Below are 12,544 nucleotides of genomic sequence, written 5' to 3'. Positions count from 1 at the left end.
GAGATCGAAAGATCTCGTTTTTCTTTTCTTTACCAAGCGTAATTTGGTTCCTGACAAGCACACATAGCTGCCAATAATTCTTCCGGAGTTACCTTTTTCAGTCCTCCATAGACTGGATCCTGAACGGTGTAGGACGGATCAATGTAATAAACTGCAAGGACATCACTGCCATCTGCTGATAATTCATAGCCTGTCCCCACAACATTGTGTTCACCCTTGTGACCTGGGTAGATGGAGGCATTATCAATCGTATAGTAGAGCGGATATCCATCATCAATATTCTTGCGCAGGCGCTCTTTAAAGAGTCGCATATCTTCCGAATTCGAGGCGCTACTAGTCACTGTAGCAAGATGATAGCCCGCTTGACCTGCTGGCACTTCCGCATAACCAAATAAATATTGATTTAAGACACGGATTGCATTGACATTATGGGTACCGAAGGTCTCATCAGTGCCCATCGCTCGTGCTAATTCTTCCTGACTAGCCTGAACGCCCCTGTAAGCTAGAATCATACTGACAGAAGTCGGTGCGCAAGTATTCCAAGCTTGCTGGATCTGCATTGGAACTTCCAGGCGTTTTCTGATTGGAGAAGGCGCTTCTTTGCTAGAAGGCTGTGTCTCCTCCTCTCTGACCTTTTCACTGGTCTGACTGGAGCTTGCCGACTCCGCAGAAGCAGAACTCTGGCTAGGGCTAGATTGATTAGCACTAGATTGACTACTGCTAGCTGTTTTCGAGCGGGCTTGACTCGTGCTCGAAGCCTTAGAAGAAGAGTCAGAGCTTCCAGACTGAGGGGACTCTGAAGCTTTCTGCCGAGAACAGGCTAGTAAGCAGCAGCCTAAACCAAGCAAGGCAAGTACTTTTAAATTTTTCATACCAACACCCCCTTTTATTTATATGATAGCGCTTTCTTTGCCAAAAATCAAGTTAGCTGAGGGAAAACTAAATAGTAGTAATTTTTACTTCCTATACTACTGCGACAAAGCTCCAATTCGAACAAAAAATGAGGCTTGGACTCTTTTGTCCCAGCCTCATCTTGTATATCTAGTTTGAACTTACTTATCTTCTAAATCAATGATGATTTCTTCTGAAGGGGCTTTTTCTCCTTCTTCCACCACGATATCAGAAATTTCTTCTTCAAGAATTTCCTCTTCTTTTTCAAACTTTTCTTTGATTTCTTGGAATTTATCCTGTGAATAGTCTACTACTGACTTGGTCGTATCCTTGACAGACTTCAATACCGTTTCTGCTGTAATTTCGCCATTTTCAACCTTTTCCTTGGTTTGGTTGATGGCCTTGACAGCCTGATCTGAAAAGTCCTTTACTGATTGGACAACTGCTTCGTGAGTCTTATCTGGATCTTCACGATAGTCGACAACAAAGTCTTGAACTTTTTCAGTGATTTCTTTACCTTTTTTGCTAGTTAGAAAGTACGCTGCAGCTGCACCAGACACAGCACCTAATAAAAGTGATGAAATTTTTCCCATAGTAAACCTACTTTCTTATTTTTTGAATAATTTTGTAAACAAACGAAGGGCCGTTAGACCTGCTGTTGTTTTGGCTGTCGTGCTTCCTGCTGCGATTGCTTTTTTTCCTAAAACACGCGCCTGATCATTTAAATCAGAGACTGATTCGGATAGGTCTGCCACCGCATTGAAAAGCGGATCAATCGTTGCTACTTTGTGGTTGATATCATCTGTCAACACATTGACTTTGGCAATCAAATCATTGGTTTGATGCAGGGTGACATTGACATCAGAAGTCAACACTTTGATCGTATTTTCGGTCTCATCCAGCATTTTTGCAGCCTTATCACCGAGAGTTTTGACAGTGAGGGTCATGTAGATAAGAAAGACAATCAAAGCGACAGCAACTAAAGTATAAGCAATTTCAAGCATAATATTCTCCTCTCATTCTTGATAATAGGGGGCTTGTTTTTTTCTTTGGTAAATCATAATGCCGATGCCGAGTAAAATCAGAGCTGCAGACAGCCACTGAGATACACGAACACCCAAGAACATGAGACTGTCGGTCCGCATACCCTCGATAATCATCCGGCCAAAACCGTACCAAATCAGGTAAAAAGCGGCCAATTCTCCCTGACGGAAGAATTTAGACCGCCGTCGTAAGATTAGCAATAGGGCAAAGCCAAGTAAATTCCAAAGGGATTCGTACAAAAAGGTTGGCTGGCGATAAGCACCATCTATGTACATATTGTTACGGATGAAGGACGGCAGATAATTAAGATTTTTGACCACCGCTCCATAGGCTTCTTGGTTAAAGAAATTGCCCCAACGGCCGATGCTCTGAGCGATCAAGACACTAGGTGCTGCAATATCCAAGAAATCAACAGGATTGATCAGCCTTCTCTGAGAAAAGAAATAAAGGACAAGGGCACCAGTGATCAAACCGCCGTATATGGCTAAACCACCATTCCAAATCTGAAAAATCTCAATCAGAGAGTGCTTGCCATAATAAGACCATTCAAAAATTACATAGTAAAGCCGCGCTCCAAGGATGGCCAAGGGAAAGGCAATCAGAATGAAATCAAGAATATCATCTGGAATCATCTTTTTACGTGGCGCTTCCTTCATAGCTAAGTAGACGGCTAAAATCAAGCCAGTGACAATGCAGATCGCATACCAACGAATACTAAAGGGACCGACTGAAAAAGCTATTGGATCAAGCATCTTTCACCTCATTCTGGCTAATCAGATTAGTTAGTCGTTCTTCAAAAATCTTGGTGGCATCAAAGCCCATTTCCTTAGCCCGATAGTTCATAGCTGCGGCTTCAATCACTACAGAGATATTGCGTCCTGTCTTAACTGGGATGCGGATCCGAGGAATTCTGACACCAGAAACTTCCAGTTCTTCTGCATTATTGCCCAGACGGTCAAAGGTCTTATTGGTATCATAATTTTCCAGATAGACGGCAATCTGTACCTGTGAAGAATCCTTAACTGCACTAGCTCCGTAAAGGCTCATCACATCGATAATGCCGACACCGCGAATTTCCAAGAGATGACGAAGAATCTCAGCAGGCTCTCCCCAGAGAGTCATTTCATCCTTGGCAAAGATATCGACCCGGTCATCCGCCACTAAACGATGGCCCCGCTTAACTAACTCAAGACCAGTTTCACTTTTACCAATACCACTGTCTCCTTGAATCAGCACTCCCATCCCGTAGATGTCCATCAATACGCCATGGACACTGGTTCTGACCGCCAAACGTGAGTCAAGAAAACTAGAAATTTCCCCTGATAAACGGCTGGTTGATGTGCGGCTGGTAAGAATGGCGATTTGCTTTTCTTCGGCTGCTCGCCGCATTTCTTCAGGAATCTCCAGATCACGCGCCACAATGACAACTGGCGTTTCTGGTTGAAACATTTTCAGAAGGACTTGATGACGGTTGTGGGATGTCATCTTCATCAGATAAGACCACTCCTTCATCCCAATCAGCTGAATCCGTTCTGGCGTGTAGTAGTCAAAATAGCCGGTCATTTCAAGGCCCGGCCGCGAAATATCCGATGTCGAAATCTCCTTTTCTAAGAGGTCATCACTGCCGTAAACGATGCGTAAACGGACTTTTTCAATCAAATCTTTGACCTTTACAGACATTCCCTGCTCCCTTCAAATTTATCTTTCTCTATTATAGCAAATTTTTACACTAAAAGAGTTTTTAAGATTGGAAATTAAGCAGGATTTTTCCCTGGATACTTGTAAAAATATCTGCCAGCCAGCAAAAAGGCCAGTCAAAATAACTAGCCAATCCATTTTTTGAGAATTTTTTTTTGATTTTGAAAGCAAGGATGGCTCTCGATAAAGGCTGGTATTTCTCTTAAAGGCAGCCAGAGATGGGCATTGGTTTCGCCTACCTGATAGCGAACTTGGCTCTTGTCCCCAGACACCGCCGCTTCATAGAAATCAAAGTGGCACTGGTCTTCGACAGAGCACACCTGCTCCAACAGTCTGATACTGTCGGGAACCAGGCCTGTCTCTTCTTTCAATTCCCGCAGAGCGGCTGTCTGACTATCCTCTCCTGCCAATACACTGCCTCCCGCTCCGAACTCGTAGTAGCCAGGATAGAGACTTTTATTTGCCGACCGCCGCATAAAGAGAATATCACCATCCTGATGGCGAACCAAGACATTGACACAGAGATGAAACTGCCCTTCAGGAATCTTTTCTCCTCGAACTAGGAGATGCGGGAGCAGATTTCGATTCAAGTCATAGGCATTCCAAACTTCTGTCATATTTCCTCCTTGGATAAAGTCATTCATCTTTCGGTAGCAGTTTCCATATTCAGCTAGCTACACTTCCCTAGATTCTCTCTTTTCGTTTCTTCTACATCTAGCAAAAATTCGGGAATACTCTCGAATTTTATATTTGTTATTTTACCAAAACCAACCGTCATTGTCATTGATTGGCTCGGCATCTTTCATTTTACGAGGGCCGGTTCCATACATTTCTGCTTCCACGTCTTCCTTATAAGGCATCACGACAGCCAGCAAAATATAAATCAAAATGCCTAAGCCAAAATTGGAAACTGTAAAGATGATGAATAAAAAGCGTAACAAGCCAAGATCAAAGTTAAATTTATCAGCCAATCCCGACAAAACTCCTGAAATCACTCGATTTCTTCTTAATTTATAAAACTTAGTTTTCATGATGATGACCTCAACTCTCATTCTTTCTTCCATTTTATCATAGCGAGAGAACAAAAAAATCAGCCCCAAGGCTGATTCTGCATCTATTCGTTTTTTGGTTCGCTTAGCTTCCGTTTATCTCCTCTTTTAGGAATGACAATTTCCCTCTACAACGACCGCAACGATATTTTTGAAGATTGACTCTGCGTCTGCGACGGATAAGTGCTCCACAGCTCAAGCATTCATAAATGAGAAAAGTTTGCGAGTTTGACAAGGATGGAGCGTAGCGCAGACCGTCAACTTGCTTAAGGAGGTCTTTAAAATCTCGATCCCCATGGCGGTAGCCCTTGCCCTGATAATAGAGATGATAGTGGACTAGCTCATGACGGACAATTTTTCGAAAAGTTTCAAGCCCAAAAGTTTCATAAATTTTCGGATTGAAATCTAGATGTCCGTCTTTGGGAAAGAAGCGTCCGCCAGTCGTACGAAGTTGCTTGTTCCAATAAGCTTGATGGTGGAATTCCCAGCCAAAATCTTCCAGCGAAACCTGCTTAACGTAGTTAGTTAGGTTCATTTGGCGCTATCAGAGAGAGGTTGACCTTCTCCCGCTCCACATCTAGCTTATCCACCCAAACAGTAACTAAATCGCCAACAGACAGGACTTGACTTGGATGCTTAACAAAATTCTTACTGATCTTAGAAATATGGATGAGACCATCTTCGTGGATACCGATATCCACAAAGGCTCCGAAATCGACGACATTTCGGACGACTCCTTCCAGCTTTTGACCGATGCGTAGGTCCTTGATATCTAAGACATCCTGCCGCAGAACTGGCGCGTCAAAGGAATCACGCAAATCCCGGCCAGGCTTGAGCAGATCCGCAATAATATCTTTGAGGGTTTCTTCTCCCAAGCCTAGCGCTGCAACCAAACTAGCAACCTGAATAGCTTTTAATTTAGTTTGGGCTGCTTCATCCAAACTGCTGATTTCCAGACGCTTAAAGAGCTCCTCCACAGCCTTATAAGACTCTGGGTGAACGCCCGTATTGTCCAGCAAGTTATCACTTTCAGGAATTCGCAGGAAGCCGGCTGCCTGTTCAAAAGCCTTCGCACCCAGACGCGGCACTTTCTTGATGGCCTCGCGAGACCGAATCAAGCCTTCTGTTTCCCGGTACTTAACAATATTTCCTGAAATAGTCTTATTGAGACCAGCTACATGGGCCAGCAGAGCAGGACTAGCGGTGTTGATATTAACTCCGACCTGGTTGACCACGGTATCAACGACAAAGTCCAGACTTTCAGACAGTTTTTTCTGGCTGACATCATGCTGGTACTGACCAACTCCGATGGACTTAGGATCAATCTTGACCAGCTCAGCCAAAGGATCTTGCAGACGGCGGGCAATGGAAATAGCTGAGCGCTTTTCAACAGTCAAATCTGGAAACTCATGACGAGCCAGTTCACTAGCTGAGTAGACAGATGCTCCGCTCTCATTGACGATAACATAGCTGACATTTGGATGAGATTTCAAGACTTCAGCTACAAAGGCTTCGCTTTCTCGGCTGGCCGTTCCGTTTCCGATGGCAATGATTTCCACTCCAAACTGCTCAATCAGCTCTGACAACTCCTTCTTAGAAGCTTCAATCTGAGCTGGCTTTGCTGGTGGAACTGGATAGATGACATGAGTCGTCAGCATCTTGCCTGTCGCATCCACAACAGCTAGCTTGGCTCCTGTCCGAAAGGCTGGATCAAAGCCCAGTACTACGCGACCTTTTAGAGGAGCAATTAGGAGGAGATGGCGGAGGTTATCTGAGAAGAGCTGAATCGCTCCATCTTCAGCGGTCTCAGTCAGCTCGGTCCGAATTCGACGCTCCATAGCTGGAATGATTTTCTTTTTAACTGCTTGCTGGATAGCTTCGATAATATAGGCGTTTTTCACCTTGAAGCGTACTTCAAAGAAGCGCAGGATTTTCTCCAAATTGTGCTCAAAACCAACCTTGAGAACACCTAGTTTCTCACCACGGTTAAGAGCCAAGGTACGGTAGCCTTGCATAGTCGCTACTTTTTCAGAAAAATCATAATAAATCTGGAAGACCTGCTTTTCATCCAAGTCGCCGTCTTTGAGACTGGATACGATAGAAGAATTGGTCTGTATCTCGTGGTAGGTCCAAGCCCGTAGCTTAGTGTCTTCAGAAATCGCCTCAGTCAGAATATCCACAGCTCCAGCTAGAGCAGCTTCTGCTGTCGGAAAGGCTTCACTAGTCAGTTTCTCAGCTTCTTCCTTCAGATTAGCCGCATCCTGTAAGATTAAGCGGGCCAAAGGAAAGAGGCCTGCTTCACGCGCAATGGTGGCCTTAGTACGGCGCTTCTCCTTGTAAGGCAGATACAGTTCTTCCACATCAGCCAGCTTTTCAGCAGCCTCAATCTCAGAGCGCAGCGCATCCGTTAGTTTGCCCTGCTCCTCAATCTTAGCTAAGACAGTCGCTTTACGCTCAGCCAAGGCAGTCATGCTCTTATCTAAGTCAATGATTGCCTTAATCTCGACCTCATCCAGATTTCCCGTCATTTCCTTACGGTAACGAGCAATAAAAGGAATCGTATTTCCTTCAGCGGTCAAATCTAGGACCTGTGATACTTGGCTTTCTTTAAGACCCAATTTCTGGGCAATTTTTTCAATATTTAAATTTTCCATAACACTTCTATTATATCATAATATGAAGCTGAAAAATCTATAAAGACTAGTTTAATCCATCTTTTTCTTGTTAAGATGAGTCCACTGTCTCTAATCCATCATGGCTGAAGATATCATTTTTTTTCGTTTGGTAGTATAATAGAATTATTATTTTAGAAATGAGGTGGCCCTATGGCTGTGAAATTTACCAAAACAGATGATTTAGACAAGATGTTCGAGGAGTTTGCGACCCTGCCCAAGCTTGAAAAAGTAGAATTTCCAGATGACAAAAAGAAAAAAGAAGCGCAAGAAAAGGCTAAAAAAGCATGAGTTTCTTTTCTAACCTTCCTTCCAGCGTCTTACAGGCTGGTGCCATCTTTCTCTCCATCATCATTGAAGCCTTGCCTTTTGTTTTGATTGGAAGTATTATTTCCGGCTTTATCGAGGTGTATGTCACGCCAGACAGGGTTTATCACTTCCTGCCCAAGAACAAATGGGCTCGGATTTTCTTTGGGAGCTTGATCGGTATAGTCTTTCCGTCCTGTGAGTGCGGAATCGTTCCTATTATAAATCGATTTCTGGAAAAGAAAGTTCCCAGTTACACGGCTGTGCCTTTTCTGGTAACGGCTCCAGTCATCAACCCCATCGTGCTCTTTGCGACCTACTCAGCCTTTGGTAATTCCTTCCGAATGGCTCTGCTTCGTGCCTTAGGTTCTATGGTCGTGGCTATTCTTTTAGGGATCTTTCTGGGCTTCTTTGCAGACAGCAATATTCAAAAAGAAAATCGCAAGGCTGTGCATGAGCATGACTTTTCACATCTCAGTAAGGGACAAAAGCTTTTTCAGGTCTTTGTGCAGGCCATTGACGAATTTTTCGATACAGGCCGCTATCTGGTCTTTGGCTGTCTCTTCGCCAGCATAGTACAAGTCTATGTGCCAACCAGAATCCTGACCTCTATCAGCTCAACACCAGCTGTTGCTATTCTCCTGCTCATGCTGCTATCCTTCCTGCTCTCACTTTGCAGCGAAGCTGATGCTTTCATCGGAAGCTCTTTGATTGCTAGCTTCGGCTTATCGCCAGTCTTAGCTTTCTTGGTCATTGGGCCTATGCTAGATGTCAAGAATCTGCTGATGATGAAAAACTACTTTAAGACACGCTTTATCTGGCAATTTATCAGTCTAGTTACCGTCGTCGTCTTTCTTTACTCTTGGCTTGTGGGGGTAGTGCTATGATTCGATTTCTAATCTTAGTCGGCTACTTTGAGATCACCATGTATCTGCAGCTGACAGGCAAGCTTAATCAATATATCAACCTTCATTACTCCTATCTGGCCTACTTGTCTATGATTTTGTCCTTTATCTTGGCAGTCGTGCAGCTGATCATCTGGATGAAGAAGATGGAGGTTCATAGTCATTTGACCTCTCGCTGGGCTAAGTTAGGCAGCGTGCTGCTCCTTGTCATTCCGCTTTTTGTGGGAATTTTCTTTCCAACTGTCACCTTGGATTCGACCACCGTTTCGGCTAAAGGATTTCATTTCCCGCTGGCTGAGGGAACTTCAACTGCTATTCAGCAGGACGAAGGCACTACCAGCCAATACCTGAAACCAGACACCAGCACCTACTTTACCAAAGGGGCTTACGAAAAAGAAATGCGGGCAGCCGCCAAGAAATATGTCAAGCAAGATACCATTCAGGTCACAACTGAGAACTACATGGAGGTCATGGAGGTCATCTATGATTATCCCGACGAGTTTGTAGGCAAAACGCTGGAATTCACCGGCTTTGTCTACAACGACTCTAGCGACCAGAAGAGTCAATTTCTCTTTCGCTTCGGCATTATCCATTGTATCGCCGACTCAGGTGTCTATGGCCTCTTGACGACTGGAAATACCCAGCATTTCGAGAATAATACCTGGATTCATGCCAAGGGAAAACTTGCCATGCATTACCATAAAAGTCTGGGACAAAGCCTGCCAACTCTAGAAGTTGAAAGCTTTGATAAGGTAGAAAAACCGGACAATCCTTACGTTTATCGAGTCTTTTAAATCCAAGCACCTATGAAAGCCAATTTTTATAGGTGTTTCTTTTATATGCCATTCTCTACCCTTTACTCAGTTGCTCTGACCGACTTTTCTAAATTAGAAGAGACTTGATGAAGCTCGCTCTTTAATTTTTTTCTCTCCTCTCTTAGAAAATCATGCTACAATAATACTATCTCATTTGAAAAGGAGTTGTTTTTATGAATCAAGAAAAAGTAAAGAAACGAGATTTGCTTTCTATTCTGGCTGTGGCCTTAGTCACCTTTGCTGGAATTCTTTCAGAGACCAGTATGAATGTGACCTTTCCCCACCTCAGCAAAGTATTTGGTCTGAGCTTAGGAGTGCTGCAATGGATTACAACTGGCTATCTGCTGGCCGTCGCCATCACCATAACTTTAGGCGCAACTCTAGCCCACAATTGGACGGAGCGACGCATCCTCTTTACCTCACTTTCCATCTTTACCCTTGGTAATCTGATTGCTATGATTGCCCCAGACTTTACTTCCCTTATGCTGGGACGGATCCTTCAGGGGGGAGCGACTGGGATTGCCATTCCACTTATGTTTAATCTCATCGTGGAGCGGATTCCTCGGCAGAAAATCGGCTTTTATATGGGACTGAGTGGTCTAGTTATCAGTCTGGCACCAGCCATCGGTCCGACCTACGGAGGATTCATGATTGGCTCCTTCGACTGGCACATGATCTACAGCTTTATCATGCCAGTTCCCATTCTCTCTTTTTTACTGGCTTATGTTAATTTGGAAAATTCGGCAGGCAAGAGCAAGCGTCCCTTTGATGTACTGGGCTTTCTCTCGCTCGCCACAGCTCTTTCCTTTTCTCTGATGACCATCTCCAGTTTGGAAGGGGGCGATAGTGTCAATTGGCTCTATCTAGTTATTTTCCTCCTTTCCTTTGCCTTTTTCATCTGGCGGAGTCTGACTGTTCAACACCCATTTCTGGACATCCGTATCTTAAAAGAACCAACGATTTTCTTTGGAATTCTGCCCTTTTTAATCTTCCAATTCTCCAACCTTTCCAGCAATTTTCTCATTCCCAACTTTCTCGTACTGGTCAAGAATGTCTCTACTGCCCAAGCTGGATTTTCCCTCCTTCCCGGAACTATGATCGGGGCTTTTATGTCGCCTTTTCTGGGAAAATTGTACGATAGCAAAGGCCCAAAACTATCTCTGCTAGGCGGGAATTCCCTAGTCTTTCTGGTCATGATTGTCTTTAGCTTCTTTACAAGCTGGCTCAATCTGCCTTTAATCTTAGGATTTTATATCCTCTTTACTCTGGGCCGCAACATGGCCTTCAACAATACTATGGCTTTATCGGCTTCTCAAGTCAGCAGAGAAAAGACAGCGGATGTAACTGCCCTCTTTCAACTAGCACAAACCTTTGCTGGTGCCTTGGGAACGGCAATTGCAGCTGTCCTGCTTAATCAAGCACCTGACACGACAAGCGGCGTCCACAATGTATTCAGCCTCCTGCTCCTTCTCGCAATAGGCAACTTTATTTTCTACTATTTCCTGTTTCGAGCGATTCATCAGAAGAAAGAAGCCTAATTTTCTATCCCGACTTCCCCTCGGGATATTTTCTTTGGTCAAATCCAGATTTTTCAAATACAATTTTTCTGAAAATTGTGATAAAATAGAGACAATCACATTTAGATAGGTAATAGATCTCATGTCTTCAAAAGTTATTATTACAATTTTCGGTGCCAGCGGAGACTTGGCTCAGAGAAAACTTTATCCTTCCCTCTTTCGTCTTTATAAAGCTGGCAATCTTTCGCAACATTTTGCCGTAATTGGAACCGCCCGCAGACCTTGGAGCAAGGAATATTTCGAGTCGGTCGTTGTCGAGTCAATCTCAGACCTAGCCGACAGTGCAGAGCAGGCTCAAGAGTTCGCTAGCCACTTTTATTATCAAAGCCATGATGTGCAAGATACCGAGCATTATATCGAATTGCGCAAGCTGCAAAACAAGCTCAACGAGCAATACCAGGCAGAAAATAATAAACTCTTCTTCCTTTCTATGGCGCCACAATTTTTCGGAACCATTGCTAAGCATCTCAAGTCTGAGCAAATCGTTGATGGAAAGGGATTTGAACGCCTGATTGTCGAAAAACCCTTTGGGACAGATTTGGCAACTGCCAGCAAGCTCAATGAAGATCTACTGGCAACCTTTGACGAAGAACAGATTTTCCGTATCGACCACTATCTGGGCAAGGAAATGATTCAAAAGATTTTTGCCATCCGCTTTGCTAATCTGCTGTTTGAAAATGTCTGGAACCGTCAATACATTGATAATGTGCAGATTACCTTTGCTGAAAAGTTGGGAGTTGAAGAGCGCGGTGGCTACTATGATCAATCCGGTGCCCTCCGTGATATGGTGCAAAACCACACCTTGCAACTTCTCTCCTTATTAGCCATGGATAAGCCAAAGAGCTTTACCAAAGACGATATCCGAGCAGAAAAGGCCAAAGTATTTGAGCGCCTCGTTCAGCCAAGCGAGGAAGATTTGAAACGTTTCTTCATTCGCGGCCAGTACAAGTCTGGCAAAATCAACGGCCGAAAATACATTTCTTACCGTAGCGAACCAAATGTCAATCCTGAGTCTACTACTGAAACCTTTGCCTCTGGTGCTTTTTTCATTGATAGCGACCGCTTCCGTGACGTTCCTTTCTTCTTCCGAACAGGGAAACGCCTCACCAAAAAAGGCACCCATGTCAACATCGTTTTCAAACAGATGGACTCCATCTTCGGTGAGCCTCTCAAACCAAATGTCCTAACCATCTATATCCAGCCAACTGAAGGGATTTCACTCAGTCTCAATGGCAAGGAAGTTGGAGAACTCTTTAATCTAGCTCCTATCTCATTGGATTATCGGACAGATGCCACAGCTTCAGGAGCTTCTCCAGACCCTTATGAAAAATTAATTTTTGATGTCCTTAATAACGACTCAACTAATTTCAGTCATTGGGACGAAGTAAAAGCCAGCTGGGAGCTCATCGATCGCATCGAAGAACTCTGGAGCCAAAATCAAGTGCCACTCCATGAATATCCTGTCGGATCTATGGGACCAGAAGCCTCCTTCGAGTTACTCGCCCAATTTGGAGCAAGCTGGCAATGGCAACCTGATAAAGAATAATACATACAAAAAGAGAGTGGGACAGAAATCGGTCATTCGTT

14 protein-coding genes are annotated in these 12,544 nt (G+C 44.0%); 5 read left to right on the top strand and 9 right to left on the bottom strand.

The window, feature by feature from the left end; all coding sequences use genetic code 11:
* Nucleotides 1-29: 29 nt before the first annotated feature.
* The 9 genes from O3651_RS06715 to O3651_RS06675 form a co-directional block, all read right to left on the bottom strand.
* Nucleotides 30-872 carry a C39 family peptidase gene (locus O3651_RS06715; protein ID WP_371609975.1) on the bottom strand — a complete coding sequence of 281 codons (843 nt, stop codon included), beginning with the start codon at nt 870-872 and terminating at the stop codon, nt 30-32.
* A 180-nt stretch (nt 873-1,052) separates the two neighbouring features.
* Nucleotides 1,053-1,484 (bottom strand): YtxH domain-containing protein, encoded by a 432-nt coding sequence (locus tag O3651_RS06710; protein WP_371609974.1) that lies wholly within the window; start codon nt 1,482-1,484, stop codon nt 1,053-1,055.
* 15 nt (nt 1,485-1,499) lie between these two features.
* Nucleotides 1,500-1,895 (bottom strand): DUF948 domain-containing protein, encoded by a 396-nt coding sequence (locus O3651_RS06705; protein ID WP_371609973.1) that lies wholly within the window; start codon nt 1,893-1,895, stop codon nt 1,500-1,502.
* 12 nt (nt 1,896-1,907) lie between these two features.
* The gene (gene lgt / locus O3651_RS06700; protein WP_371609972.1) at nt 1,908-2,687 is read right to left on the bottom strand and encodes a prolipoprotein diacylglyceryl transferase; all 780 of its coding nucleotides are present in this window, start codon (nt 2,685-2,687) and stop codon (nt 1,908-1,910) included.
* Complete coding sequence (hprK, locus tag O3651_RS06695) at nt 2,680-3,615, bottom strand: HPr(Ser) kinase/phosphatase (RefSeq protein ID WP_048792079.1); 936 nt, start codon at nt 3,613-3,615, stop codon at nt 2,680-2,682. Before hprK ends, lgt begins: the two co-directional genes overlap by 8 nt.
* A 143-nt stretch (nt 3,616-3,758) precedes the next feature.
* Nucleotides 3,759-4,250: an NUDIX domain-containing protein gene (locus tag O3651_RS06690; RefSeq protein ID WP_371609971.1), complete on the bottom strand. Its 492-nt coding sequence runs from the start codon at nt 4,248-4,250 to the stop codon at nt 3,759-3,761.
* Between the two features lie 141 nt (nt 4,251-4,391).
* The gene (locus O3651_RS06685) at nt 4,392-4,664 is read right to left on the bottom strand and encodes a PspC domain-containing protein (protein ID WP_037586216.1); all 273 of its coding nucleotides are present in this window, start codon (nt 4,662-4,664) and stop codon (nt 4,392-4,394) included.
* A gap of 103 nt (nt 4,665-4,767) precedes the next feature.
* Entirely contained in the window at nt 4,768-5,217 is a 450-nt protein-coding gene (locus tag O3651_RS06680; protein ID WP_268731442.1) for a SprT family protein, read from the bottom strand.
* A complete protein-coding gene (locus O3651_RS06675; RefSeq protein ID WP_371609970.1) occupies nt 5,204-7,336 on the bottom strand; it encodes a Tex family protein in 2,133 nt (710 codons plus the stop codon). The genes O3651_RS06680 and O3651_RS06675 overlap by 14 nt, the downstream gene beginning before the upstream one ends.
* A gap of 171 nt (nt 7,337-7,507) precedes the next feature.
* On the opposite strand from O3651_RS06675, the gene O3651_RS06670 reads away from it, so the two are divergent.
* The 5 genes from O3651_RS06670 (at nt 7,508) to zwf (ending at nt 12,503) form a co-directional block, all read left to right on the top strand.
* On the top strand, nt 7,508-7,645 hold the full coding sequence (locus O3651_RS06670) for an SPJ_0845 family protein (protein WP_125388326.1): 138 nt from the start codon (nt 7,508-7,510) through the stop codon (nt 7,643-7,645).
* Nucleotides 7,642-8,547 (top strand): permease, encoded by a 906-nt coding sequence (locus O3651_RS06665; RefSeq protein WP_149555788.1) that lies wholly within the window; start codon nt 7,642-7,644, stop codon nt 8,545-8,547. The genes O3651_RS06670 and O3651_RS06665 overlap by 4 nt, the downstream gene beginning before the upstream one ends.
* Entirely contained in the window at nt 8,544-9,359 is an 816-nt protein-coding gene (locus tag O3651_RS06660; protein ID WP_371609969.1) for a TIGR03943 family protein, read from the top strand. Before O3651_RS06665 ends, O3651_RS06660 begins: the two co-directional genes overlap by 4 nt.
* Before the next feature lie 194 nt (nt 9,360-9,553).
* The gene (locus O3651_RS06655) at nt 9,554-10,918 is read left to right on the top strand and encodes an MFS transporter (RefSeq protein ID WP_371609968.1); all 1,365 of its coding nucleotides are present in this window, start codon (nt 9,554-9,556) and stop codon (nt 10,916-10,918) included.
* A 121-nt stretch (nt 10,919-11,039) separates the two neighbouring features.
* Nucleotides 11,040-12,503 (top strand): glucose-6-phosphate dehydrogenase, encoded by a 1,464-nt coding sequence (zwf, locus tag O3651_RS06650; RefSeq protein WP_371609967.1) that lies wholly within the window; start codon nt 11,040-11,042, stop codon nt 12,501-12,503.
* The last annotated feature ends 41 nt before the right edge of the window (nt 12,504-12,544 follow it).

It is taken from the genome of Streptococcus sp. 27098_8_73, from assembly GCF_041432495.1.
In the GTDB taxonomy this organism is placed as follows: Bacteria; Bacillota; Bacilli; order Lactobacillales; family Streptococcaceae; genus Streptococcus.
The sequence above is the reverse complement of the archived record's forward strand: the minus strand, read 5'-3'. Positions and strand labels throughout refer to the sequence as shown.